Annotated in this window: 22 protein-coding genes; 9 read left to right on the top strand and 13 right to left on the bottom strand. The window is 62.6% G+C overall.

Annotated features, from left to right (window positions below; translation table 11 throughout):
- The first annotated feature begins 218 nt into the window (after positions 1–218).
- A complete protein-coding gene (tsaB, locus tag ERD78_RS15995) occupies positions 219–1,655 on the top strand; it encodes a tRNA (adenosine(37)-N6)-threonylcarbamoyltransferase complex dimerization subunit type 1 TsaB (RefSeq protein ID WP_129970363.1) in 1,437 nt (478 codons plus the stop codon).
- The gene (locus ERD78_RS15990) at positions 1,652–2,521 is read left to right on the top strand and encodes a uracil-DNA glycosylase (protein ID WP_129970361.1); all 870 of its coding nucleotides are present in this window, start codon (positions 1,652–1,654) and stop codon (positions 2,519–2,521) included. The genes tsaB and ERD78_RS15990 overlap by 4 nt, the downstream gene beginning before the upstream one ends.
- A gap of 37 nt (positions 2,522–2,558) precedes the next feature.
- Here the strand turns inward: ERD78_RS15990 and lplT are convergent, their stop codons facing one another.
- Positions 2,559–3,872 carry a lysophospholipid transporter LplT gene (lplT, locus tag ERD78_RS15985; RefSeq protein WP_129970359.1) on the bottom strand — a complete coding sequence of 438 codons (1,314 nt, stop codon included), beginning with the start codon at positions 3,870–3,872 and terminating at the stop codon, positions 2,559–2,561.
- A gap of 244 nt (positions 3,873–4,116) precedes the next feature.
- Here lplT and smc point away from each other — a divergent pair, with 244 nt between their 5' ends.
- Genes smc through ligA form a run of 3 tightly spaced genes read left to right on the top strand, consistent with a single transcriptional unit; the run spans position 4,117 to position 10,828 of the window.
- Complete coding sequence (gene smc, locus ERD78_RS15980; protein ID WP_129970564.1) at positions 4,117–7,641, top strand: chromosome segregation protein SMC; 3,525 nt, start codon at positions 4,117–4,119, stop codon at positions 7,639–7,641.
- 50 nt (positions 7,642–7,691) lie between these two features.
- The gene (locus ERD78_RS15975) at positions 7,692–8,708 is read left to right on the top strand and encodes a cell division protein ZipA C-terminal FtsZ-binding domain-containing protein (protein ID WP_129970357.1); all 1,017 of its coding nucleotides are present in this window, start codon (positions 7,692–7,694) and stop codon (positions 8,706–8,708) included.
- Complete coding sequence (ligA, locus tag ERD78_RS15970) at positions 8,705–10,828, top strand: NAD-dependent DNA ligase LigA (RefSeq protein WP_129970355.1); 2,124 nt, start codon at positions 8,705–8,707, stop codon at positions 10,826–10,828. The genes ERD78_RS15975 and ligA overlap by 4 nt, the downstream gene beginning before the upstream one ends.
- Positions 10,829–10,917: 89 nt before the next feature.
- On the opposite strand, the gene ERD78_RS15965 is transcribed toward ligA, so the two are convergent.
- The 4 genes from ERD78_RS15965 to msrB are packed head-to-tail and all read right to left on the bottom strand — an operon-like array spanning position 10,918 to position 12,950.
- A complete protein-coding gene (locus ERD78_RS15965; protein WP_129970353.1) occupies positions 10,918–11,694 on the bottom strand; it encodes a peptidylprolyl isomerase in 777 nt (258 codons plus the stop codon).
- A gap of 19 nt (positions 11,695–11,713) precedes the next feature.
- Positions 11,714–11,977, bottom strand: coding sequence for a BolA family protein (locus ERD78_RS15960; RefSeq protein ID WP_129970351.1), 264 nt, complete (start codon positions 11,975–11,977; stop codon positions 11,714–11,716).
- On the bottom strand, positions 11,977–12,558 hold the full coding sequence (locus tag ERD78_RS15955) for a septation protein A (protein ID WP_129970349.1): 582 nt from the start codon (positions 12,556–12,558) through the stop codon (positions 11,977–11,979). The genes ERD78_RS15960 and ERD78_RS15955 overlap by 1 nt, the downstream gene beginning before the upstream one ends.
- Positions 12,558–12,950, bottom strand: a complete 393-nt coding sequence (msrB, locus tag ERD78_RS15950) for a peptide-methionine (R)-S-oxide reductase MsrB (RefSeq protein ID WP_129970347.1) — start codon at positions 12,948–12,950, stop codon at positions 12,558–12,560. The genes ERD78_RS15955 and msrB overlap by 1 nt, the downstream gene beginning before the upstream one ends.
- Before the next feature lie 338 nt (positions 12,951–13,288).
- On the opposite strand from msrB, the gene ERD78_RS15945 reads away from it, so the two are divergent.
- The 4 genes from ERD78_RS15945 (at position 13,289) to ERD78_RS15930 (ending at position 18,295) form a co-directional block, all read left to right on the top strand.
- Positions 13,289–14,455 carry an ABC transporter substrate-binding protein gene (locus ERD78_RS15945; RefSeq protein ID WP_129970345.1) on the top strand — a complete coding sequence of 389 codons (1,167 nt, stop codon included), beginning with the start codon at positions 13,289–13,291 and terminating at the stop codon, positions 14,453–14,455.
- A 174-nt stretch (positions 14,456–14,629) separates the two neighbouring features.
- Positions 14,630–15,667 carry a branched-chain amino acid ABC transporter permease gene (locus tag ERD78_RS15940; protein ID WP_129970343.1) on the top strand — a complete coding sequence of 346 codons (1,038 nt, stop codon included), beginning with the start codon at positions 14,630–14,632 and terminating at the stop codon, positions 15,665–15,667.
- Positions 15,668–15,671: 4 nt separating this feature from the next.
- Positions 15,672–17,519, top strand: coding sequence for a branched-chain amino acid ABC transporter ATP-binding protein/permease (locus ERD78_RS15935; RefSeq protein WP_129970341.1), 1,848 nt, complete (start codon positions 15,672–15,674; stop codon positions 17,517–17,519).
- The gene (locus ERD78_RS15930) at positions 17,516–18,295 is read left to right on the top strand and encodes an ABC transporter ATP-binding protein (RefSeq protein ID WP_371734611.1); all 780 of its coding nucleotides are present in this window, start codon (positions 17,516–17,518) and stop codon (positions 18,293–18,295) included. The genes ERD78_RS15935 and ERD78_RS15930 overlap by 4 nt, the downstream gene beginning before the upstream one ends.
- A gap of 222 nt (positions 18,296–18,517) precedes the next feature.
- On the opposite strand, the gene ERD78_RS15925 is transcribed toward ERD78_RS15930, so the two are convergent.
- From ERD78_RS15925 to ERD78_RS15890, 8 genes are all read right to left on the bottom strand, one after another.
- On the bottom strand, positions 18,518–19,495 hold the full coding sequence (locus ERD78_RS15925) for a branched-chain amino acid ABC transporter permease (protein ID WP_129970339.1): 978 nt from the start codon (positions 19,493–19,495) through the stop codon (positions 18,518–18,520).
- Positions 19,492–20,379, bottom strand: a complete 888-nt coding sequence (locus ERD78_RS15920) for a branched-chain amino acid ABC transporter permease (protein WP_129970337.1) — start codon at positions 20,377–20,379, stop codon at positions 19,492–19,494. Before ERD78_RS15920 ends, ERD78_RS15925 begins: the two co-directional genes overlap by 4 nt.
- Positions 20,380–20,465: 86 nt before the next feature.
- Complete coding sequence (locus tag ERD78_RS15915; RefSeq protein WP_129970335.1) at positions 20,466–21,677, bottom strand: ABC transporter substrate-binding protein; 1,212 nt, start codon at positions 21,675–21,677, stop codon at positions 20,466–20,468.
- A gap of 52 nt (positions 21,678–21,729) precedes the next feature.
- Positions 21,730–22,443: an ABC transporter ATP-binding protein gene (locus tag ERD78_RS15910; protein WP_129970333.1), complete on the bottom strand. Its 714-nt coding sequence runs from the start codon at positions 22,441–22,443 to the stop codon at positions 21,730–21,732.
- A complete protein-coding gene (locus tag ERD78_RS15905) occupies positions 22,443–23,213 on the bottom strand; it encodes an ABC transporter ATP-binding protein (RefSeq protein WP_129970331.1) in 771 nt (256 codons plus the stop codon). The genes ERD78_RS15910 and ERD78_RS15905 overlap by 1 nt, the downstream gene beginning before the upstream one ends.
- Positions 23,214–23,307: 94 nt before the next feature.
- Positions 23,308–23,940: an endonuclease III gene (gene nth / locus ERD78_RS15900; protein WP_129970329.1), complete on the bottom strand. Its 633-nt coding sequence runs from the start codon at positions 23,938–23,940 to the stop codon at positions 23,308–23,310.
- Positions 23,941–23,944: 4 nt separating this feature from the next.
- Positions 23,945–24,577: an RnfABCDGE type electron transport complex subunit B gene (locus ERD78_RS15895; protein ID WP_129970327.1), complete on the bottom strand. Its 633-nt coding sequence runs from the start codon at positions 24,575–24,577 to the stop codon at positions 23,945–23,947.
- A 41-nt stretch (positions 24,578–24,618) separates the two neighbouring features.
- Positions 24,619–25,839 (bottom strand): polyhydroxyalkanoate depolymerase, encoded by a 1,221-nt coding sequence (locus ERD78_RS15890; RefSeq protein WP_129970325.1) that lies wholly within the window; start codon positions 25,837–25,839, stop codon positions 24,619–24,621.
- Positions 25,840–25,873 lie beyond the last annotated feature (34 nt).

Here is a 25,873-nt window from a genome sequence, read left to right as displayed (position 1 = left end):
AAATTACATATTATTCTTCTGGTACGAACTGATGTTACATCTGTACGGAAATACCGGCCGCACATTGTTGGTTTTGTTTTGGCGTCAACCAGGTTGTACCCAGGACTGGCCTGATTGATCATTTTACCGGCTATATGCGTGCAACGGTATATTTTTGCGGAGGAACCGCATCCCTCCTTGCGGCCGCGCGCCGCCGCCAGCGTATAAAATGCCATTCCATGACTGTCAATATTCTTGCGCTGGAAACCTCGTCCAGTCTTTGCGGCGTTGCGCTGTTGTCCTGTCGCGACGGCCAGACCCTGCTGTGGGCGCGCGAGCACGAGGCAACCGCCGAGCACGCCCAGCGGTTGCTGCCGCTGGTCGATGACCTGCTTCGCGAGGCCGGCATCGGCCGGCATCAGCTTTCGGCGGTGGCATTCGGGCAGGGCCCCGGCGGGTTTACCGGCCTGCGCGTGGCTTGTGGCGTGGCGCAGGGCATGGCATTCGCGCTGGATATTCCGGTGCTGCCCGTGCCTTCCCTGCTGGCCGTCGCGGCGCGCGACCGGTCCTGCAATGGGCAGACAAGCCCGGGCGCCTCCGGCATGGCGCATACGCGTGCGGCCCTTGGCGGGCAACTGGGGCGGCAGGAGGGGCAGGCAGCCCCAGAACCGCTCATCCGCGTGGTGGCACAGGATGCGCGTATGCGGGAAGCCTATCTGGCCGCCTATCGTCACGACGGCGCATGGGAAACACTGCATGCGCCCATGCTGCTGGGGCTGGACGACGTGGGCCTGTGGCTGGACGGCCTGGACCGCGGCAATACAGACGGCAGCCAGCCCAGCGTGCGCCTGCTTGGCGACGCGCTGCAGGCCTATCCGGAACTCGCCCGGCTCGCACCCGCGGGCGGCACGCAATCGGAGTACGCGCACGCCCGGGACACGCAGGAAGGCGATGATGCCGCGGTTGCCTGCGTGTTGCGAAAGTGGCTGGAAATAGGCTCGCCGCTGCGCGCAGATGCGTCGTCCATCGCATGGCTGGCATTTGAAGACTGGCAGGCGGGGCGCGGCATGCAGCCCGATCTGGCTGCGCCGCTGTATGTGCGTGACAAAGTCGCGTTCACGGTGCGGGAACGGGAGGCGGGGGCGGGCGGCAACCCGCGCGCGCATGGCCTGGCCGGTGTGCCGCTGGCCGCGGCTGCCGAGGCCGGCGGTCAGGCCGCGCCAGCCCTGCGGCTCATGCCCATGACGGCGGCGCATCTCGACGACGTGGCGGCGATCGAAGGCTCCGTGCAGTCTTTTCCCTGGACGCGGGGCAATTTTGCGGATGGGCTGAAGGCGGGCTATCAGGCATGGGTTGCCCGGAATAATCAGCAGGTGGTGGGTTTTGCGATGATGTTGCTGGCGCCGGATGTGGCCCATCTGCTGGTCATTGCTGTCCAGCCCGACGCGCAAAACAAGGGAGCGGGCGGCTTGCTGCTGCGGCGCTGCGAAGAGGAGGCGATCGGCAGGGGCTTGCAGCGCATCATGCTTGAAGTGCGCCCGTCCAATCACAATGCGTTGCGCTTTTATCGCGCCCGCGGATATGCCGTGCTCGCCACCCGCAAAGATTACTACCCGGCCGGACATGGCCGGCGCGAGGATGCGTACGTCATGAGCAAGACCTTGGATACGGCATGAGCGCGCCCCGGTTGTCCGAACTGCAGCGCACATGGCTGGAAGAAATCGGCCTTGACCGGCATATGCTGGCGCGGCTGTCCGCGATTCCCGCGGCCGGCAGCCCTGTTGCCGAGCCTGCGCCGCGCACGACGCCGGCGATGCCGGCTCGCGGCGACGCCGATTCCGCGCCCAGCAAGGCGGCAACGGATTCTGGCGGGCCTGCCGACGCGATGAAGGTGGTGGCGCAGCGCGCGGCCAAGCGCCAGCCCCAGGCCGCGCCCGCCGGCCCGGTTCAATCCCTGGCCCAACCGGCAGGGCCGCTGCCGCAGAATTGGGATGCGCTCGCGGCCCATGTGGCCTCGTGCAAGCGCTGCGGCCTGCACGAGGCGCGCGGGCAGGTGGTGTTTGGGGCTGGCGCGCCCCAGGCGCCCGACTGGCTCGTCATCGGCGAGGCGCCAGGCGATCACGATGATCGGGCCGGCCAACCCTTCCAGGGCAAGGCCGGCGCCCTGCTGAGGGCGATGCTGGCTGCAGCGGGGCTGGGTGCCGAGGCATCCGTTTATTTCACCAACCTGGTCAAGTGCAGGCCGCTGGGCAACCGGCCGCCCAGTGCGCAGGAAATCGAGGCCTGCATGCCTGCGCTCAGCCGGCAGATTGCCTTGTTGCGGCCGGCGCGCCTGCTGCTGCTGGGGCGGCTTGCCGCCCAAACCCTGCTGGGCACGCGCGACGAGCTGGATGCCTTGCGCGGCCGCGTCCATTCATACAGGTCGGAGGCGGGTCAGGATATCCCGTCGCTGGTGACCTATCATCCCGCTTCATTGTTGCTGCGCCCCCAGCACAAGCTGGATGCGTGGCGAGATCTAAACCTCATGCGCAATCTGCATTGAGCGCGGCACGGTCCGGAGGCGCAAAGTGGCGGCTAGGCTATCTCGGGTGCCGCAGCGCCTGGCCGTGGCCGTGCTGCCCTATGGTGTTTTCCAGCCCTGGATCAGCCCGGTGGTTGCTGAGGTTCCATTGGATGATGACGAGCATCAGGATGGCGACCAGCAGCCCGAACAGAATGATGATGGCGTTGATGGGAAGGTTCAGCCAGAGAAGGAAGCTGTAGAACGCCAGCATGAGCAGAATATTCAGTTGTTCATTGAAGTTCTGCACGGCGATGGAATGGCCCGCCGACAGTAATACATGGCCGCGGTGCTGCAGCAGGGCGTTCATGGGCACCACGAAAAAGCCCGACAGTGCGCCGATGAGCAGCAGCACGCCATACACGGACCAGGGCTCGCGCACGATGGGCATCAGCATGACGGCAAATCCCATGGCCACGCCTACCGGCAAGACCGAAAGCGCGCGCTTAAGCGGCACGCGGCCGGCCACCATGGAGCCGCCCACCGTGCCCAATGCCGCCACGCCCATCAACAGCGAGGCTTGGTCGAGGCGGTATCCGAGATGCCGCGCACCCCATTCGATGACGATGAACTGCAATGTTGCGCCAGCACCCCAGAACAACGTGGTCACCGCCAGGGAGATCTGGCCCAGTTTGTCATGCCAGAGAATGCGGACGTAGCCCCAAAAGGTGCGGGTCAGGGCAATGGGGTTGCGCTGCTGCCTGGGATAGCGCACGTTTGTGCGCGGGATCAGCAGATTGGTGGCCGCCGCGGCCAGGTAGACCAGAGCGATCATGAAGATGGCGGCCTCGGTGCGCGTGGAGACGACCACGCCCAGCAAGGGATGTGCGAGCATGGCAGCCGACACGGAAGGGCTGATGAGGACGCCCCCCAGGACCGTGCCCACGATGATGGACAGGACGGTCAGGCCTTCGATCCAGCTGTTGCCCTTGACCAGCAGTTCCGGAGGCAGCATCTCCGTGACGATGCCGTATTTGGCCGGCGAATAAGCCGCCGCGCCGATGCCCACGAGTGTATAGGCCACGAACACCAGCAGAAGCTGCCCGCCGTCATCCATGTTGTACCAGCCGTGGGTGAACATGAGCAGGCAGCCACACACTTTGACCGCGTTGGTCATGAACATGACCCGGCCCTTGGGGTAGGCATCGGAAAAGGCGCCAACGAAGGCCGCAAGCACCACATAGGCCAGCGCGAACCACCATTTCATCATGGGTGCCATCCAATGGGGCCCATGTAGATCGGCGACCAGCGCGATGGCGGCGATCAGCAGGGCATTGTCGGCCACGGACGATAGCGCCTGCGCCAGCATGACCAGATAAAAGCCTTTTTTCAATGAATGGTCCCGGTGGATGGTGCGGTGCCGAATGATGCAGACGGCAAAAAAATGTTAACGAGTATAGCGCCCGAAGCGCCCATAAACGGAAAATGATAACGTGTTTTCAAACCGGACCGTGGATGGCGGTGCGGGTGCGTTATCATACGTGCTCGCGCCGCAGGGCGGGCCGGCCGATCCATGGCAGGCAGTTGCCGCCCCGGGGCACCTGGCCGCCGATATCCTTCTTTTCGATTTCCTTATTGTGCGTCTGACCCAAATCAAACTAGCCGGTTTCAAATCGTTTGTCGAACCGACGGTTATTCCCACGCCGAGCCAACTCGTCGGCGTGGTGGGCCCCAATGGCTGCGGCAAGTCCAACATCATCGATGCGGTGCGCTGGGTGCTGGGCGAGACCCGCGCCTCCGAATTGCGCGGCGAGTCCATGCAGGACGTCATCTTCAACGGATCCGGCAACCGCAAGCCAGCCGCGCGCGCCTCGGTCGAACTGGTGTTCGACAATGCCGAGGGCAGGGCGGCCGGCCAATGGAGCGCATATGCCGAAATTGCCGTGCGCCGCGTGCTTACGCGCGACGGCACCAGCAGCTATCTGGTCAATAATCAGCAGGTCAGGCGCCGCGACATTCATGACATTTTCCTGGGTACCGGCTTAGGCGCGCGCGGCTATGCCATCATCGGCCAGGGCATGATAAACCGGCTTATCGAGGCCAGGCCCGAGGAGCTGCGTGTCTACTTGGAAGAGGCGGCAGGGGTATCGCGCTACAAAGAGCGCCGCCGGGAAACCGAGAATCGTCTCGGGGATACGCGAGAAAATCTGACTCGGGTCGAAGACATTCTGCGCGAGTTGGGGGCGAATCTCGAAAAGCTGGAGGGACAGGCCGAGGTAGCGCGCCAGTATCGGGGGCTTCAGGAAGAGGGCGAGCAGAAGCAGCATGCCCTGTGGCTCTTGAGGGAAAGCAAGGCAAGAGAAGACCAACAGGCCAAGTCTGCCGCCATCGAACAGGCCCAGGCGGACCTTGAGCAGGCCATTGCGGGCCTGCGCGCGGGCGAATCTGCCCTTGAGTCGCGCCGGCAGGCCCATTACGCCGCGAGCGATGCCGTGCATGCCGCGCAGGGTCTGCTGTATGAGGCCGGCGCCCAGGTCAGCAGGCTTGAAGCCGAGATTCGCCATGTCGTCGATGCCCGCAATCGTCTTCAGTCCCGCCGCAGCCAGCTGCAGGAGCAGATGCAGGAATGGGCCGACCAGCAAACGCATTGCACGGAGCAAATCGGACAGTCCGAAGCGGACCTGGAGGCAGCCGCTGCCCGCACCGAAGAGGCGCGCGCCGCCGCGGATGATGCGCAGGCCAGGCTGCCCGACATTGAAACGCGCGTTCGCGATGCTGCGGCCTCGCGCGACGAGATGCGTGTGGGGCTGGCCCGTGTTGAGCAGGAGCTTGCCCTGGCTGCGCAAACCCAGCGAGACGCAGACCGCCAGATCCAGGCGCTTGAGGTTCGCCAGGAGCGGCTCGAGCAGGAAATGCGCGGCATGGACACGCCCGATCCCGCCGATATAGCGCGGCTGGCCGGTGACGCGGCGGCCATGGAGGAACAGCTGCAGGAAGCGCAGGGTCAGTTGGCCGAGCTCGAGGAACGGCTGCCCGAACTGGATACGCAGCGCATCGAGGCGCACAGGGCCTCCCAGGAGGCCGGCCAGGTCGTGGGCCGTCTGGACGCGCGTCTCGCCGCCTTGACCAAGCTTCAAGAAGACGTACAGAAGCAGGGCGCGCTTGAGCCTTGGCTGGCGCATCATGAGCTGGACAAGCTTGGACGGCTTTGGCAGAAACTGCATATCGAGCCAGGTTGGGAAAACGCACTGGAGGCGGTGCTGCGCGAGCGCATGGCCGGGCTGGAGCTGCGCCAGCTCGAGCATGCCCGCGCCTTTGCTGCCGATGCGCCGCCCGCGCGACTGGCGTTCTATCAATTGCCCGTGCCCGACGCAGCGGCCACGCCGGCCGCCGGCATGGAGCCGCTGGCTGGACTGCTGCGCATTAGCGACGCCGAGTTGCGTACGTTGCTGAATGACTGGCTGCTGCATGTCTACATCTGCCCCGACGTCGAGAAGGCGTTGTCTCTGCGTGCGAACCTGCCCGAGGGCGGCGTGTTTGTCGTCAAGGCCGGACATCTCGTCGACCGGCACAGCGTGCGCTTCTATGCGCCCGATTCCGAGCAGTCGGGGATGCTGGCGCGCCAGCAGGAAATCGAGAACCTACGCCGCGACATCAGGGCCAGTCAGCTCATCGCCGACGAAGCGCTGGGCGCCGCAGCGCGCGCCGACACCGCCTGGCAGCAGCTGTCGCAATCACAGGGGCCGGTGCGCCAGCGTGTCTCCGAACTCACCCGGCGCCTGCATGATGTGCAATTGGACTATTCGCGTCTGCGGCAGCGTGCCGAGCAATCCGGCGAGCGGGCGCAGCGCATACACGAAGAGCTGGCCGAGATCCGCGCGCAGCGTGAAGAGCTCTGCGCCGCAAGAGAAGAAGCCGAGACGCGCTTCGAGACGCTGGATGAGCAGCTTGGTGAGCATCAATCCCGGTTTGCCGATGCGGAAATATCCGGCGAGGATCTGCAGGCGCAGGCCGAGCAGGCGCGGCAGGCTCTGCGTGAAAAAGAACGGGCTGTGCAGGAGTCGGAGTACGCAGAGCGCGCACTGCACACGCGTATCGCCGATCTCAAGCGCAACATGCAGCTGGCTGCCGATCAGGCGCAGCGTGCCCAGGCCGAACTCGAGGGCCTGCAGGGCGAACTCTTCGAACTCGATGCCTCCGCGTCGCAGGCGGGGCTTCAGGATGCCGTGGCATTGCGTGCGGAGCGCGAGGAAGCGCTCAATCTGGCTCGTATCGAGCTTGATAATCTCTCGGCTTCGCTGCGCAGCGCTGATGAGGAGCGGATTGCCCAGGAGCGCGCGCTCGAGCCCCTGAGGGGCCGCATCACGGAGCTGCAGCTTCAGGAGCAGGCGGCGCGCTTGGCGGTGGAGCAGTTTGCAGAGCAGTTGGACGGGCAGGGCGTCGACCGCGACCAACTGCGCCAGATGCTGGCCGACAAGCCTGACGAATGGCGGCGCACAAACTGGCTGCAATCGGAAGTGCAGCGCATTTCCCGTCTGGTCGACGGCTTGGGCGCAGTCAACCTGGCCGCACTGGACGAACTGGAGGCCGCGCGGGAACGCAAGCAGTTCCTGGACGCTCAGCACGCGGATCTGACGGCGGCCATCGAGACACTGGAAGACGCCATCCGTAAGATAGACCGGGAAACGCGCGAACTGCTGCAAGCGACCTTCGATACAGTGAACGGGCACTTTGGCGATCTCTTTCCCCGCCTGTTCGGTGGTGGGGAAGCCCGGCTCACGATCACTGGCGACGAAATTTTGGATGCAGGGGTCCAGGTCATGGCACAGCCGCCCGGCAAGCGCAACAGCACCATACATCTGTTGTCGGGGGGCGAGAAAGCGCTGACGGCCACTGCGCTGGTCTTTGCACTCTTCAAGCTCAATCCCGCGCCCTTCTGCCTGTTGGACGAGGTGGATGCGCCGCTGGACGACGCCAACACCGAGCGTTATGCCAATCTCGTGAGCAGCATGAGCGAGCACACCCAGTTCCTGTTCATATCGCATAATAAAATTGCCATGCAGATGGCGCGGCAATTGGTTGGGGTTACCATGCAGGAGCAGGGTGTTTCGCGCATCGTGGCGGTCGATATCGAATCCGCGCTGCAACTGGCGGAAGCCTGAACGCGGAATGCGCGCCTATACAGCATGGCAAGAAAAATACGAGGCCGATAATGAGTGACTTGCAGATAGGTTTGATACTTCTTGGCGTCATACTGATCCTGATCGTACTCATCTTCAATTGGTGGCAGGACAGGCGGATACGCCGGAAAATGCAGGAACATTTTCCTGAACGCGAGCAGGATCCTCTCATGAGCCACGCCCAGGCCGGCGCTGACCGGCGCGAGCCCGGGCTCGCGCAGCGTGCGCCTGACGACGATGCGGGCGGTGAAGCCGAGGTCGACGGCGTCACCGAAGCGGTCATCGATATCGCCTTTGCACAGCCGGTACCCTCCGAGCAACTCTATGAAGCCATCGCGTCGCTGGACAAGGTGGGTACCAAGCCGGTGCGCGTCATTGTGGAGCGCGAGGGAGGCGGCCATCGCAGCCGCCTGCGGCCACAGGAATCCTATGTGTCCATGCAGCTTGCCGTGCTGTTGGCCAATCGCCGGGGGGCCTTGACGGATATAGAGTGGTCGCAGCTGTGGGCGCAGGCGCAAGGCCTGGCCGAGCGCTTCGATGGCGCGGTGGAAGGACCAGAGCAGGCGCCCGTCATGCAGCAGGCCCAGGAACTGGATGCCCTGTGTGCCGGACTCGATGCCCAGGTCGGCCTGGCGTTGCGCATGCCGCAGACGCGCTCGCTGTCCGATGTGTCGCGTGTGCTCAAGGATGCCGGCTTTCTTCCTTACCAGGGTCAGCTTGCCTGGATGTCCGACCAGGGCAGGCCGCGCTTTACCGTGCTTTTCGACGGCGTGCATCTATCCGATGTGCAGGCGGACGGCGTCAACCGCGTCGACCTGTTGCTCGACCTGCCCAACAGCCCCGCCGATGAGCAGGCTTTCAGCCGCATGGCCAGCGTGGGGCGCGATCTGGCCCGCCGCCTGGATGCCGAGCTGCTGGATGACCAGGGGCGGCCGGTTTCCGAAAGCGCTGATCAGGCGATTGACGGCCAATTGCTTGAAATGTACGAGCGCCTCGGGCAGGCCGGCTTTGTGGCAGGTTCGGAGCGGACGATCAGGGTATTTTCGTGACAAAGAAAGAGGGAGAACCCTCGGCGGCGCAGCGTATTGACGATCTGCGCAGCCAGATTGCCGAGCACAATCACCGGTATTACGTCGAGGATGCGCCAAGCATTTCCGACGCGGCCTATGACAGGCTCATGAATGCGCTGCAGGCGCTGGAGGCCGATCATCCCGATCTGATCACGCCCGATTCGCCCACACAGCGCGTCGGGGCGGCGCCTCTTGCCGCGTTTGACAGCGTGCGGCATGCCGTTCCCATGCTCTCCCTGGGCAATGCCTTTCACCGCGAAGATATCGAGGCCTTTGACAAGCGTGTCGCCGACACCTTGCGCGAGGCCGGCATGGCGGGGGAGGATGGCGAGGTCGAGTATATGGCGGAGCGCAAGTTTGATGGGCTTGCGGTCAGCCTGCGCTATGAACAAGGCAGCCTGGTGCGTGCCGCGACGCGGGGCGACGGGCGTACGGGCGAGGATATCACCAGCAATATTCGTACTTTGCGCTCAGTACCGCTTTCGCTGCGCGGCAAGGCGCCCGAGGTGCTCGAAGTGCGGGGCGAGGTGCTCATGAGCCGTGGCGATTTCGAACGGCTCAACGAGGCCCAGCGGGCGCGCGGCGACAAGGTTTTCGTCAATCCGCGCAATGCGGCGGCTGGCAGTCTGCGCCAGCTTGATCCTCGTATTACGGCACAACGTCCGCTGCGCTTCTATGCCTATGGCTGGGGCGAGATTCTGGGTGCGGTACGCGGCGCCAAGGGCGATCGTCCGTCCACCGATACAGCGCAGGCGCAATTGTTTGGTCAAGAAGATGGTTTGGCGGGCCTGCCGCGCGATACCCATGCGGGCATGCTCGATTGGCTTGCCAGCCTGGGTTTGCCGGCAAGTCCGGGCCGCAAGGCCGTGCGCGGTGTGCAGGGCCTGCTCAGCTACTATGATGCGCAGGGCGGGGAGCGTGGCCGGCTGCCCTTTGACATCGATGGCGTTGTCTACAAGGTAAATGCGCTGGCGGCGCAGGCGGTGCTGGGCTTTGTCTCGCGCGCACCGCGGTTTGCCATTGCGCACAAATTTCCCGCACAGGAAGAGACTACGCAGTTGCTCGGCATCGAGGTTCAGGTGGGCCGCACCGGCGCCATAACGCCCGTGGCCCGGCTCAAGCCGGTCTTCGTGGGCGGTGTTACTGTCACTAATGCGACGCTGCATAACGAGGACGAGGTGCGCCGCAAGGATGTACGCATCGGCGACACCGTGATTGTCCGCCGGGCTGGCGACGTCATTCCGGAGGTGGTGGGGCCTGTCGTGCAGGCTCGGCCCGCCGATGCCAAGCAGTTTGTCATGCCGGACACCTGCCCGATTTGCGGGTCAGCCATCGAGAGGCCCGAAGACGAGGCGGTATCCCGCTGCACCGGAGGACTTTTCTGTGCGGCTCAACGCAAGCAGACCTTGCGCCACGCTGCCAGCCGCAAGGCCTTGGATATCGAAGGGCTTGGCGAAAAACTGGTGGATCAGCTCGTGGACAGCGAGCGTGTCAAGACGCTCGCAGACCTCTTTACGCTGACCGCCGAAGAGCTTGCGCTCTATGACAGGATGGGGCGCAAGTCGGCGGAGAATCTGGTTGCGGCGCTTCATGACGCCAGCACGCCCGAGCTTGGCCGACTGCTGTACGCGCTGGGCATAAGGCATGTGGGGGAGGCCACGGCGCGTGACCTGGCGCTGCATTTCGGCTCCGTCGATGCTGTCATGCACGCGGACGAGGCCGCATTGCTCCAGGTTAACGACGTAGGACCAGTGGTTGCCGGTTCCATTATCCGCTTCTTTGCCGAACCGCATAATAGGGAGGTCGTGGCAGCGCTGTTGGCGGCGGGCGTTCAGCCCCGTTCGCCGCAACGTCCCAGCCAGGCGGGCGTGCGCCTGGCCGGTAGGACTTTTGTTCTTACGGGAACGCTGCCGAACTGGACGCGCGACGAGGCAACGCGGCACATACTTTCAGCCGGCGGGAAAGTCAGTGGCTCGGTGTCGCGGAAAACATCCTATGTGGTGGCCGGAGAGGATGCGGGCAGCAAGCTGGCCAAGGCACGGGACCTGGGCGTGGCCATCCTGGACGAGGATGGCCTCAAGGCGCTCCTGGGCCAATAGCGCCGTCCCGCACCGACCGACAGTCAACGGCCCGGGCGGGTGGCAGATGGGCGCTCCCGCAACGGGCTTTGCGGGAGCCAGGCCGCCACTTACTTGATATCGGCCTTCTTGATGAGGTCCTGCTGGAATTTTGCCAGTTCTTCCTGGCGCAGCATTTCCTCCAGTTGCGGCTTGACGTCCTCGAAGTCGGGGAATTTCACGTCGCGCATGTCTTCGACCTCGATGATGTGCCAGCCAAACTGCGTCTTGACGGGTGCGCTGGTGATTTCGCCTTTCTTCAGCTTTTTGACTGCATCCGCAAACTCGGGAACGTAGTTGCTGACCGGGCCCCAGCCGAGTTCGCCGCCGTTCTTGCCGCTGCCGGGATCCTTGGAATCCTGCTTGGCCGCATCGGCAAAGGAGATTTTCTTGGCCTTGATTTCCGCGGTCAGATCCTTGGCTTTTTGTTCATCGTCGACCAGGATATGGCGCAGCTTGTATTCCTTCTTGCCAGCCTGCGCCTTCTTGATCTTGTCGTATTCGGATTTCATCTGGGCATCCGTGATGGGGTTTTTTTCCAGATGATCGGCCATGAGCGCGCGCACCAGGATACCCTGGCGCGCAAGCTCGATTTCCTGCTTGACGTCGGTTTTCTTGTCTATACCCGCTTTTTCGGCAGCCTGCACCGCAACTAGGCGGTTGACCATTTCCTGCTTCACCTGGGTGCGCAGCTCGGGCGTGTCTTTCGCACCTTGGGAAATGAGCAGTGTGACAAATTGATCGAGCTGTTGTTGCGAGATGGTTTGCCCGTTGACAGTGGCCACGGTCTGTGCGTGCAGGGGCAAGGCAATGACGCAGGCGGCAGCCAGGACGGCGAGACGTTTCATGTGTTTCCTTTTGGGTTTTTCAAGTATCCGCCCGGGCGTCGATGGCCAGGGCGTGGATGGGATAGGGCATGAGATCCTGTACGCGATCGTACACCATGCGGTGCCGGGCCACGGTACCCAGCCCTTCGAAGGCGGGTGTCCAGATCCGCACGCGAAAATGACTGGCGCCTTCGCGCGCGCCGGCATGTCCGGCGTGCAGATGCGATTCATCCGTGATGTCCAGCCGGGTGGGAGACAGCACCGAGAGGCGTTGCGCCAGTAGGGATTTGCGATCCTCGGTCATCAGGATGGATCCTCTGTTTCGGCCAGGGCCTTATTGGGCGCAGCGTCTTCCTTGATATGCCGGCCCAGCCAGAGCGACTGGAGCACGACAAAAAGGAGCAGCAGGATCATCAGGCCGAACACTTTGAAGTTGACCCACTGCGCCTCGGTGAACTGGCCGGAAAAGGCAACATACAGGTTGAGTATGCCGGACAGAAGGAAGAAGCCGGCCCAACTGGCGTTTAGCCTGTCCCAGACAGCGTCGGGCATGGACACTTTGTCTCCCATGAGCTTGCGCATGAGGTTGCGCTTGAACAGCACGCGCGCGCCGATCAGGATGGACCCGAACAGCCAGTACAGCACCGTGGGCTTCCACTTGATGAAGGCATCGTTGTGAAAAAGCAGCGTTGCACCGCCAAACACAATGATAACGGTCAGGTTGATCCAGTGCATGGCTTCTATGGCCTTGCCGCGCGCCTTCAGCCAGGCCAGCTGCCCGACGGCGGCGATCATGGCAATGGCGGTCGCCGTGAAGATGTCCGAGAACTTGAATGCCGCAAAAAACAGCAGCAGCGGGAAAAGATCAAATAGGAATTTTTTCATCAGGAGGGCTCAAACTTGAGCGAAACCGAGTTGATACAGTAGCGCAGGCCGGTGGGAGGCGGGCCGTCGGGGAATACGTGCCCCAGGTGAGAGTCGCACACATTGCACAGCACCTCGGTGCGCACCATGCCGTGGCTGGTATCGGTTTCCTCGCGCACATTATCCGGGTCCAGCGGCTCGAAGTAGCTGGGCCACCCACAGCCGGCGTCGAACTTGGTGTCGGAGCGGAACAGCGGCGTGCCGCAGCCGACACATCGGTAGATGCCGGGTTCCGTGGTGTTCCAGTAGCGCCCGGTGAATGGGCGCTCGGTGCCTTTCTGGCGCGCGACGGCGTATTCTTCCGGGGCCAGATCGGCGCGCCACTGCGCATCGCTCTTGACTATCTTGTCCACTTGCTTACCTGCCGAAAAATAGAAAAGTGACAAATACAATGTTAATCGACTTTGGCCGAGGCCAGTTGGTTCCCCTTGCAACCGGTCCTTTCCGCCGCCGGTGGCGTGCGGGAGGGCAGGGAATCCCCGGGGAGGCGCGCAGCCATCTTCCGGGCCATAATGCTGCTCTTTCCAGCGCCGATGTGCTAGAAACCTAAACTATCTGGTAAATACTAATGTATTGCACTGTCGTAAATTGATACGCTATTTTGAACGACGGAGCAGATTCTGTATAACATTCTGCGCCGAGTCGCCGTTTGGACGGAAAGGCAATGCGCGCAATTTTCTTGGAGACAACAATGACTATCACTTCGGTACGGCTTTCGGTGCTGGCGGGCGCCGTCGTCATGGCCCTGCCCATGCTCGCTTCGGCCCAGATCAAGGTGGGCATCACGGTGGCGAGCACCGGCCCCGCCGCTTCCCTGGGCATTCCCGAGCGCAATACGGTTTCGCTGCTGCCCACGGAGGTCGCAGGCCAGAAAATCGAATACATCGTACTGGATGACGGCACCGATACCACCGTGGCGGTCAAGAACATGCGCAAGCTCATCACCGACGATAAGGTCGATATTGTGGTGGGCACGTCAGTGACGCCCGGCTCGCTGGCCATGGTGGATGTGGCGGGCGAAACCAAGACGCCCATGATCAGCGTGGCGGCCAACGCGAAAATCGTCGAGCCTGTCGAGGGCCCGCGCAAATGGGTCTACAAGACGCCGCAGAACGATCAATTGATGGCTCAGGCATTGGCCGACGCCATGGCCAAGCAAGGCATCAAGACCCTGGGCTTCATCGGCTACACCGATGCGTACGGCCAGGGCTGGCTCAATGTCATGACCGAAGCCGCCAAGGCCAAGGGCATAGAAATGACCGCGGTCGAGCGCTATGGCCGCACCGACACCAGCGTGACAGGCCAGATTCTCAAGCTGATCGCCGCCAACCCCGACGGCATTCTGGTGGCTGGCTCGGGAACGCCTGTGGCGTTGCCGCAAAGCGAACTCAAGAGCCGGGGCTACAAAGGCATCATGTACCAGACCCACGGGGCCGCCAACAATGACGTTCTGCGCGTCTGCGGCAAGGATTGCGAAGGCATGATCCTGCCTGCGGGCCCGCTGCTGGTTGCCGACCAGCTCCCCGATAGCAATCCGGTCAAGAAGAGTGCGCTGACCTACAAGAATGCCTACGAGGCCAAGTACGGCGCGGGCACCATCAGCACCTTCGGCGGCCACATGTGGGATGCAGGCCTACTGATTTCCACCGCCATCCCGGGCGCGCTCAAGACGGGCGCCAAGCCGGGCACGCCCGAATTCCGCAAGGCTTTGCGTGATGCCATCGAGCAGACCAAAGACCTGCCCGCATCGCAGGGCGTGTTCACCATGAGCCCGACCGACCACGCCGGCTTTGACAAGCGTGCACGCGTCATAGTCAAGGTCGTCGACGGCAAGTGGACCTACCAACCCGATCTGTAAAGGCCGGAACGCCACAGGCTTTCCGGCGACAGCGCCGTTCGCCATGCTGTCATGGCGGCGGCGCGCGTTTTTTCGCTGGATGCGCGGCGTGGCCGGCACCCCAGGCAGCGTCCGGTCTGCGCAGCCCGGGCTTGCATGGCTGTTTTTTCATTCACGCATGACGGCTGTACCCTCATGAATCTCACTATCATCCTGATCCTGCTGCAGGACGGCATCATGAACGGCGCCATCTATGCGCTGCTCGCGCTGGCCCTGGTGCTGGTGTTTGTTGTCACGCGGGTCATCTTCATCCCGCAAGGGGAGTTTGTCGCATTCGGCGCCTTGACGCTGGCCTTTCTGGTCAACGGCAAGATGCCCGGGACGGTGAACCTGCTGCTGATTCTGGGCGTGCTCGTGTTTTTGATCGAATGCCTTTCCGCTTGGCGGCACCAGATGTGGCGAAGCCTGGGGCGCACCGCTCTCTGGACGCTGGCGCTTCCCATCGCCCTGTATCTGCTCGCACCGCACATCGTGGCCAAGGATACGCCCCTGTGGCTCAATGTGATCTTCGCGCTGGCGCTGGTCATTCCAATGGGGCCGATGTTCTATCGCCTGGTCTATCAGCCTGTGGCCGAGGCAAGCGTGCTGGTGCTGCTGATTATTTCCGTGGCACTGCATTTCGTGCTGACGGGGCTGGGGCTGGTGTTTTTCGGCGCGGAAGGATGGCGCACGCCGCCGTTCATGGAGGGCAACATACAGCTGGGACCTGTCAACTGGACGGCTCAGACATTTTTCGTGCTGGCCACGTGTGCCGTGCTGATTCTCGCGCTATGGATATTCTTCGGGCGCACGCTCTATGGCCGCGCACTGCGGGCAACAGCGGTGAATCGCCGCGGTGCCCGCCTGGTGGGCATCAGCACCAATATGTCGGGCAACCTGACCTTCACCCTGGCGGCCGCAATCGGCGCGCTGTCGGGCATGCTCATCGCACCGGTTACCACCATATACTATGACACTGGCTTTCTGATCGGGCTAAAGGGATTCGTGGCGGCTATCTTTGGCGGTCTCGTCAGCTATCCCATCGCGGCGGGCGGCGCGCTTTTCGTCGGCATACTCGAAGCGTTTTCATCGTTCTGGGCCAGCGCCTACAAGGAGGTCATCGTCTTTACGCTGATCATTCCCGTGATTGTGTGGCGATCCTTCGGCAGCCGCGCCGTGGACGAGGAGGAGTAAAGGCATGAAGAACCGCCTGCTGCTTCTTGTTGTGGTGGCCATTCTGCTGCTGCTGCCTCTGTTGCCCGCCACACCAACCTTCTGGATCACTCACCTCAACTATATCGGGCTGGCCAGTCTGGTGGTGCTGGGCCTGATCGTGCTGACCGGCATTGCGGGGCTGACTTCATTCGGCCAGGCCGCGTTCGTGGGCATCGGCGCCTATGCCTCCGCATGGCTTACCACCGCGGTCGTGCCGTCGCCCTGGCTGGGTTTGCTGCTGGGGCTGGTCATTACCTTTGCCGTGTCCTATCTGCTGGGTGCCATTACGCTGCGACTTTCCGGGCACTACCTGCCCCTGGGCACCATAGCGTGGTGCCTGTCGCTGTACTACTTGTTCGGCAACCTGGCATTCCTGGGACAGTACGATGGCATCGCGGGCATCGAACCCATCTCGGTTTTCGGTTTTTCCCTTGGACACGGCAGGCGGATCTACTATCTGATCTGGCTGTGCGTGCTGCTCGCCATGTGGGGCACACGCAACCTCCTGGATTCGCGCCCGGGCCGTGCCATCCGCGCGCTGCGCAGCGGCGGCGGCATGGCCGAATCTTTTGGCGTGGACATGGCCGCGTACAAAGTCATTATCTTTGTCTATGCCGCGCTCCTTGCAAGCGTATCCGGCTGGCTGTATGCGCACATGCAGCGCGCTGTCAGTCCCAGCCCCTTCGGGTTGAACTATGGCATCGAATACCTGTTCATGGCCGTGGTGGGCGGAACAGGCAGCGTATGGGGCGCCGTGGTGGGATCGGGCCTGATCCTGACGCTCAAGGACCAACTGCAGAATGTGCTGCCCAAGCTGCTGAACACGACGGCCAACTTCGAGCTGGTGGCTTTCGGCATCATCATGGTGCTGGTCCTGCAGTACGCGCGCCACGGCGTGTGGCCGATTTTGGCGGGGTGGTGGGCGTCGTTGATCGGCCAGACAAGCCTGCGCGGCCAGGCACCGCCGGCGGCCGCGCCCGAGTTGGCGCAGCGTCCCCGCCCGGAGAAAGGCACGCAGGTGTTGCGGGTGGACGACCTGCGCAAGGAGTTCGGTGGCCTGGTTGCGGTGAACGACATCAACTTCAGCCTCAAGGCCGGCGAGATCATGGGGCTGATCGGCCCGAACGGCGCGGGCAAGAGCACGACCTTCAATCTCATCTCAGGCGTGCTGCCGCTGACTGCAGGGAAGGTGGACTTTCTTGGGCACCGTCTGGACACGCTGCGCGCGCGGGACATCGCCGCACTGGGCGTGGGGCGCACATTCCAGCATGTGCAGCTGCTGCCGAGCATGACCGTGCTCGAGAATGTTGCGCTGGGCGCGCATCTGCGCCGCAAGGTCGGTGTGCTGCCGGCGGTGCTGCGTTCGGACCGGCGCCAGGAGGCGGAACTGCTTCACGAGGCTGCGCGCCAGATTCAGCGCGTGGGTCTGGGGGACTATCTGTACGAGCAGGCCGGCAATCTCGCCCTGGGGCAGCAGCGCATTGTGGAAATTGCTCGCGCGCTTGCTGCCGATCCGGTGCTGCTGCTGCTTGACGAGCCCGCAGCGGGCCTGCGCTACAAGGAGAAGCAGGATCTGGCCAGGGTGTTGGATCAACTGCGTCAAGAGGGCATGAGTATCCTGCTCGTCGAACACGACATGGATTTTGTTATGAATCTGACCGATCACATTGTGGTCATGGATTTCGGCACCAAGCTTGCCGAGGGCACGCCCAGCCACATCCAGAGCGATCCCGCGGTGCTGGAAGCCTATCTGGGCGGCGTGGACGACGATGATGATGCGATCGAAGCGCCCGGCCATGCCGGACAGGCGCCGCAGGGGAGGCCGGCATGAGTCAAGGGAAATCAGCGGCAGCCATGGCGGGCGCGGATCTCGTTCTTGAGGTGAGCGGGCTCTCGGCGCGCTACGGCAAAATGGCCGCACTGTCCGATGCCAATATCCGTGTCCAGCGCGGCAGTATCGTCACGGTCATTGGCGGAAACGGCGCAGGCAAATCCACCTTGCTCAACGCCATCATGGGTGCGCTTCCCGCCACGGGGAGCAGTGCCGGCTCGCTGCGCTATCTGGGCGGGGAGGTTTCGGGCTGGCAGGTGGAGCGCCGCGTCGCCGGCGGCATGTCGCTGGTGCCGGAGCGTCGGGAGTTGTTTGCCAGCATGTCGGTTGAAGACAATCTGCTGCTTGGCGGCTTTCGCCTGTATCGCGCCAGGCAGCGCAATTGGCGCGATACCATGGACGAAGTGTTCGAACTCTTTCCCCGGCTGCAGGAGCGCCGCAGGCAGGAGGCCGGCACGCTGTCTGGCGGGGAGCGCCAGATGCTGGCTGTGGGCAGAGCGCTCATGGCGCAGCCGGCGCTGCTGATGCTGGACGAGCCCAGCCTGGGCCTGGCGCCGCGCATTGTGCGTGAGATATTCCAGATCATCGCGCGCCTGCGCAGCACGGGCGTGGCCATACTGCTTGTGGAGCAGAACGCGCGAGCGGCCCTGCAGGTGGCCGATTATGGCTATGTGCTGGAAACTGGCGAGATCGTCATGGAAGGGCAGGCGGCCGATCTGGCCAGCAATCCGCGCGTGGCCGAAAGCTATCTGGGGCTGGGCGCCTCGCGCAAATAAGTGCCCAGGCAACCTTGCGTATTGAGCGGCTAGGCTTGCCCGCCGCGCGGGGAGGGCGCGGCGTATGTGACGATGAGACCCCTTCCGTCCGAAATCGGCACTGCATTTCATTGAAAACACCCCGAAAGGTTGGAGATTGATATCCAACGTTTGGGGTGCGACTCAGTCCGGTTCCCGCGGTGGCATGCATGGGCTGCCGATTTTCCACCGGCGCCCGTATTCTCAGGTGCCGGCCCGGCGTAGCTTGAAGTGATGGGCGATTTCGCCGATGATGCCGCGGCGGAACGCCAGCACGGACACGATGAAAATGAAGCCGATGACAATGGTGACTGACTCGCCGAGCGACCGGAACCACATGAAGCCGGTGGCCTCGGCGAGAAAGCGCCCGAACTCGCCCACCTTGTTCTCCAGCACCACGATGATGATGGCGCCCAACACAGGCCCGGTAAAGGTGCCCAACCCGCCGATCAGGGTCATGAGGATGACCATACCGGACATTTGCCATGTGGCATCCGACAATGTGGCGGAGACGAACACCAGTGCCTTGGTGGCGCCCGCCAGGCCCGCCAGGGTTGCCGACAGCACAAAGGCCAGCAGCTTGAAGCGGTCGACGTTGTAACCCAGCGAGATGGCGCGGGGCTCGTTCTCGCGAATGGCCTTGAGCACCTGGCCGAAGGGTGAGTTGACGGTGCGCCAGCATATGAAATAGCCAAGAATAAAGATGGCCATGACCACGTAGTAGAGATTCAGGTCGGAGTGCAGGTCGAGTCCGAACAGCGATCCGCGCGGAATGCCCTGCAGGCCGTCCTCGCCGTGGGTGAAGGGCGCCTGCAAAAAGAAGAAAAATACCATCTGCGCCATGGCCAGCGTGATCATGGCAAAGTAGATGCCGCTTCTTCGTATGGCCAGTGCGCCCATGAGCAGACCCATGAGCGCAGCTACGGCGGTAGCGAATATGAGGCCGCCTATCGTTGGCAGCCCCCACACCGCCAGCGCGTGGCCCAGGGCATAGGCGGCCGCGCCCAGAAAGGCCGCGTGCCCGAAGGACAGCAGGCCGGTGTAGCCCAGCAGCAAATTGAATGCGCACGCAAACAGCGCATAGCACATCACTTTCATGATGAAGATCGGATAGGCGCCGATGAAAGGCAATATCGCGATCAAGATGACGGCAAGCAGATAGCCCAAGAATTGACGATTCATTTTTCCTTCCCGAACAGCCCGGCCGGACGCAGCAGCAAGACAATGACCATGATGATGAAGACGACCGTATTGGAAGCCTCGGGCCAGAACACTTTGGTGAATCCCTCGATCACGCCCAGCCCCAGTCCGGTGACAATGGAACCCATGATGGATCCCATGCCGCCGATGACGACCACGGCGAACACGACAATGATCAGGTTCGAGCCCATGAGCGGCGAAACCTGCATGATGGGCGCAGCCAGCACGCCGGCAAAGCCGGCCAGGGCAACGCCAAAGCCGTAGGTCAGTGTTACCAGCAGCGGCACGTTCACGCCGAAGGCTTCGACCAGTTTGGGATTTTCCGTACCCGCGCGCAACAGCGCGCCCAGGCGCGTGCGCTCTATGACGTACCAGGTCAGCAGACATATGACAATGGAGGCCACCACCACCCAGCCGCGATAGATGGGCAGATACATAAAGCCCAGGTTCACGCCGCCCTTGAGCAGTTCGGGCGTGGCATACGGCTGGCCCGATACGCCGTACAGGCTGCGAAACAGTCCTTCGATCAGCAGGGTCAGGCCGAAGGTCAGCAAGAGGCCGTACAAGTGGTCCAGCTTGTAAAGATGGCGGATCAGGGTGCGTTCAAGCACTATCCCGACAAGTCCCACCACCAGCGGCGCCACGAGCAGCATCAACCAGTAGTTGAGGCCCAGGTATTGCAGGCCCATCCAGGCTACGAATGCGCCAAGCATGTACAGGGCGCCGTGCGCGAAGTTGATGATGTTGAGCAGCCCGAAGATGACGGCCAGTCCCAGCGACAGTACCGCATAGAACGAACCGTTGACCAGCCCCAGCAGCAGTTGCCCCAGCAGGGCCTGGATGGGTATGCCGAATATTGCAGTCATAAATCATGAAGTCCGTGGTGAGGCGGCCCAGCCGCCTCTGTGCGCAGCGCGGGGCTGCCCCGCGGCAGCCCCGGTGTCCAGGATTGTTATTTTTTGAGGAGCGGGCAAGTGGACTCTTCAGGCGACGTATAGACGTCCTCGCCCTTCATTTTCGCCACCACCTTGTAGTAATCCCATTCTTTCTTGGATTCCGCCGGTGTCTTGACCTGCATGAGATACATCTGGTTGAGCACGCGGCCGTCGGCGCGCACGGTGGTGTCGTGCGTGAAGAAGTCGTCGATTTTGTTGGACTTCATCCACTTCATGACCGTGTCCGCGTCATCCGTGCCGGCTTCCTTGACCGCCCTCAGGAAATAGCTGACAGCCGAGTAGTCACCCGCCTGCAGGAAAGACGGCATGCGCTTATTGCGCTCGAAGAAGCGTTCGGCCCATTTGCGCGAGGCGTCGTCCTGATCCCAGTACCAGGCTGAGGTCAGGTACATGCCCTGCGTGGCTTCCAGTCCCAGTGCGTGCACATCGTTGATGAACACGAGCAGACCAGCCAGGTTCATGGTGTTCGAGACGCCGAACTCCTTGGCTGCCTTGACCGAGTTGACGAAGTCGCCGCCCGCATTGGCCAGGCCCAGGATTTTGGCGCCCGAGGACTGCGCCTGCAGCATGTAGGACGAGAAGTCCGTGGTGGCCAGCGGAACATTCACGCTGCCTACCACTTCGCCGCCCGCATCCTTCACGACCTTGGTCGTGTCGCGTTCGAGCGAGTGGCCGAAGGCATAATCGGCGGTGAGGAAGAACCAGGACTTGCCGCCGTTTTTCACCACAGCTCCGCCCGTGCCGCGGGCAAGGGCCACGGTATCGTAGGCGTAGTGAATGGTGTAGGGCGAGCACTGAGAATTCGTGAGATTGGACGAGCCGGGGCCGACCGCGATGAACGGCACATGCTTTTCCTTGGCCACACCCGCCATGGCCAGATTGACGCCTGAGTTCGTGCCCCCAAGAAGCAGATCGATGTGGCGCTCGTCTATCCATTCGCGCGCGCGGGCGGACGCAACATCGGCCTTGTTCTGATGGTCGGCTGTGATCAGTTCGATTTTCTTGCCGTCGATCGATCCGCCGGCATCCTCGATGGCCATCTTCACCGCATCGACGCCGGCGGGGCCGTCGATGTCGGAGTAGACGCTGCTCATGTCCGTGATGAATCCTATGCGGATCACATCGTCGGATATGCCGGCTGCGTGTCCCGTGCCCGCAAAAGCCAGACCGGCCAGTGCCAGCGCAGAACTGAGAGTGCGCAGTTTCATGTGGGAGTCTCCTTCTTGTTGATACCGGTTGTGCCGGTGGGTAGATTGTCGATCAGACACCCAGCAGGGTATTGAGGGTGTCCTGTTTGGAAGCCAGCTCCGACGCGGCGAACTCTTCCACGACCTGGCCGTGTTCAATCACATAGAAGCGATCGGCGAGGGGTGCCGCAAAATGGAAATTCTGCTCGACCATGACGATGGTATAACCCTTCTGCTTGAGCGCGGAAATCATGCGCGAAAGCGCCTGGACAATGACTGGTGCAAGCCCTTCCGATATCTCGTCCAGCAGCAACAGGTTGGCGCCGGTGCGCAGGATACGTGCAACGGCCAGCATTTGCTGCTCGCCGCCCGAGAGCCGGGTGCCTGGCGAATGCCTGCGCTCATGCAGGTTAGGAAACATGGCGTAGATTTCCGCCAGCGACATGCCGCCGCCCAGGGTGTCGCCGACCACGGGAGGCAGCAGCAGGTTCTCTTCGCACGTGAGGCCGGCAAAGATGCCGCGCTCCTCAGGGCAATAGCCTATGCCCAGGTGTGCAATACGGTAGGTGGGCAGGTCGATGGATTCGGTGCCCTGAATGCGGATGGAACCCTTGCGCGAGCCAGTCAGGCCCAGGATGGCGCGCAGCGTGGAAGTGCGGCCCGCACCGTTGCGGCCCAGCAGCGTGACCACTTCGCCCTTGTTGACGTGAAGGTTCACGCCATGCAGGACATGCGATTCGCCGTACCAGGCGTGCAGGTCGGAAATTTCAAGCGAGACGGCAGTCATCAGTGTGCTCCCTCGAGTTCGCCCGCCGTGGTGCCCATGTATGCCTCCATGACGTCGGCATTGCGGGACACTTCTTCATAAGGTCCTTCCGCCAGTACGGCGCCGCGCGCCAGCACGGTAATGCGGTCCGCAATGCGCGACACCACGCTCATGTTGTGCTCCACCATGAGTATCGTGCGGCCGGCACTCACCTTCTTGATGAGTTGCGTGACGCGATCGACATCTTCGTGACCCATGCCCTGTGTTGGTTCGTCCAGCAGCATCAGCTCCGGCTCCATGGCCAGCGTGGTGGCAATCTCCAGCGCGCGTTTGCGGCCATAGGGCAGGTTGATGGTCAGTTCGTCCGCGAACTGGCCCAGATCGACTTGGTCGAGCAGACTGCGCGCCTGGTCGTTCAGATGGTCCAGTGCGTGATCGCTGCGCCAGAACTGATAGGACAGGCCGGTGGCGCGCTGCAGGCCGATGCGTACATTCTCCAGCACGGTGAGCTGCGGAAACACAGCCGAAATCTGGAACGAGCGAATGATGCCGCGGCGCGCGATCTGCGCGGGCTTCTCGTGGGTGATCTCGTGATCGGAAAAGAATATCTTGCCCGATGTAGGCGTCAGGAACTTGGTCAGCAGATTGAAGCAGGTTGTCTTGCCCGCGCCGTTCGGGCCGATCAGCGCGTGGATGTGCCCTCGCTCCACCTGCAGGCTGACGTCGTTGACCGCGACAAAACCACGAAATTCCTTCGTAAGGTGCTGCGTCTCCAGGATATATTTGCTCATGCGGGCCGGTTATGGTTATTTGTCTAAAGTTGACCGCAAGTATGCGAGTTATCCTGGCGTTGCGCCATGCGGGTTTTTCATAGGTGGAATTGCTTCAGATTGTTTTTTCCTTGTATTCGCACAGATCGGCAATGCCGCATTGCGGGCATTTGGGCTTGCGGGCCACGCAGATATAGCGTCCATGCAGGATGAGCCAGTGGTGCGCATTCAGGCGATAGGGCGCGGGTGTGGCCTTCTCCAGTTTGCGTTCCACCTCCAGCACCGTGTTGCCGCGTGCAAGACCGGTGCGATTTGCAACGCGGAAGATATGCGTGTCCACCGCGATGGTCGGCAGGCCGAAGGCGGTGTTGAGCACCACATTGGCTGTCTTGCGTCCGACACCGGGGAGCGCTTCAAGCGCTGCACGGTCTTGCGGCACCTCGCCGCCATGTTGCGCCATCAATATGTGACAGGTCTTGATGACGTTGGCGGCCTTGGTCCGGTACAGGCCGATGGTGCGTATGAAGTCCGACAGCCCCGACTCCCCCAAATCGAGCAAGCCTTGCGGCGTGCCATGCTGCGGGAAGAATTTTCGCGTGGCCAGGTTAACGGATCTGTCGGTTGCCTGGGCCGACAAAATGACGGCGATCAGCAGCTGGAAGGTGGAGCTGTATTCCAGTTCAGTGGTGGGTGCGGGGTTGGCAGCCTGCAGCCGCCGAAAGATTTCTGTGCGCTTGGCCTGGTTCATGGTTTCACTGGAATTGTCGACGCCGTTCCCGCGCGCGAGCCAGGGCCCGCTCTATGGCCTGCCGGCGCGCATCGGCATCGTCGGCCGCATGTGCGGACACCGGGGCCTTGTTGGCCAGGGTCCGCGCAGCCAGCGCGGAATCTTCATGATGCAGCCTGCTGAGCCGAGCCTCGCGGGCGCGGTGCTGCACACGTGCTGCATGGGCGCGCGCGTCACTCCAGGGTTGCGGGTCGGGCTCCATGGCGATGCAGTCCACAGGACATGGCGCTACGCACAGTTCGCAGCCCGTGCACTGATCGGGCAACACGGTATGCATGACCTTGTTGGCGCCGATTATCGCGTCTACCGGACAGGCTTGGATGCACAACGTGCAGCCTATGCAATGCGCTTCGTCAATGACGGCCAGCAAGGGGGGGCCGTGCTGGCCGCAGTCGGGATCCAGCGCGATGGTTTCAGTGTCCAGCAGGGCAGCGAGCTTGCGTATGACTTCATCGCCGCCGGGCGGACAACGATTGATGGGCGCCTGCGCATTCGCCATGGCGTGCGCATAGGGCAGGCATCCGTCGAAGCCGCAACGGGTGCATTGGGTTTGAGGCAGTATGGCGTCGATGCGATCGACGAGGGTGTTGCTGGACATACGGGCAGATTGACGGAGCACGGCCCCTGGTGAGGCACGCATCAAGCCTGACGGATGAATGCGGCTATTTTAGGATAGATATCCTTGCGCCAGCGCCGTCCGGAGAATATGCCGTAATGCCCGCAGCCCTTTGCGGTGTAGTGCTGCTTGCGTTCCGCCGGAATATGGTCGCACAGGCCGTGTGCCGCGCGCGTCTGTCCCTGGCCCGAAATATCGTCGAGTTCTCCCTCGATGGTCAGCAGCGCCACCGACTCGATGGCGCAGGGCTGCACCGTCTGGCCGTCAATGGTCCATTCGCCGCGCGGCAACCGGTATTCCTGAAACACGATCCTGATCGTGTCCAGATAGAACTCGGCAGCCATGTCCAGTACCGCGTTGTACTCGTCATAAAAGCGCCGGTGCGCCTCGGCATCGCTTTCGTCGCCCTTGACCAGATCCATGTAGAAGTCGTAGTGCGATTGCAGGTGGCGGTCGGGATTCATGGCGATGAAGCCCGCATGCTGGAGAAATCCGGGATACACCCGGCGGCCGGCGCCGGGGAAGCGCGCGGGCACGCGTTCGATGACATTGTCCTCGAACCATGAGTACGGCTTGGTGGTGGCGAGCTTGTTGACCTGGGTAGGCGACTTGCGCGGGTCTATGGGCCCGCCCATCATGACCATGCTGCGCGGCAGCGCCTTGTCGCCGCTGGCGGCCATCAGCGAGATGGCTGCCAGTACGGGCACCGTGGGCTGGCATACCGACATGACATGCAGGTCGGGCCCAAGCTTGCGAATGAAGGCCTGGATGTAGTGTACGTAGTCGTCAAGACCGAAGCCGCCTTCCGAGAGCGGCACCATGCGGGCGTCTATCCAGTCGGTGACATAGACATCGTGATGAGGCAGCAGGGTGCGCACCGTATCGCGCAGCAGCGTCGCGTGATGGCCCGACATGGGCGCCACCAGCAGCACACGCGGATCGCGATCCTGGGGAATGCCCTGGCGCTTGAAATGGACGAGCCGGCAGAAGGGGCGGGAGGCGGCAACCTGCTCGCTGACTGCAACCTGCTTGCCGTCGATCTCGGTGAAGGGCAGATCCCAGGCGGGTTTTTCGTAATCCTTGCCCAATCGATGCATGAGTTCGTAGGTGGCAGCGATGTGCCGGGACATGGGCGTGTAGGCGAGGGGGCTACAGGGATGCGAGAACATTTGCGCCCCGGTCTCGGTGAACATGGACAGCGGCGTCAGAAAGGACCGTTGTAGCTCGTGCAGGTCATACAGCATGTTGCGCTCTTTGCATTTGAATATGTTGGTTTTA

This window comes from Allopusillimonas soli (assembly GCF_004153445.1).
Classification (GTDB): domain Bacteria; phylum Pseudomonadota; class Gammaproteobacteria; order Burkholderiales; family Burkholderiaceae_B; genus Allopusillimonas; species Allopusillimonas soli.
This window is presented reverse-complemented; position numbering and strand designations above follow the sequence as displayed.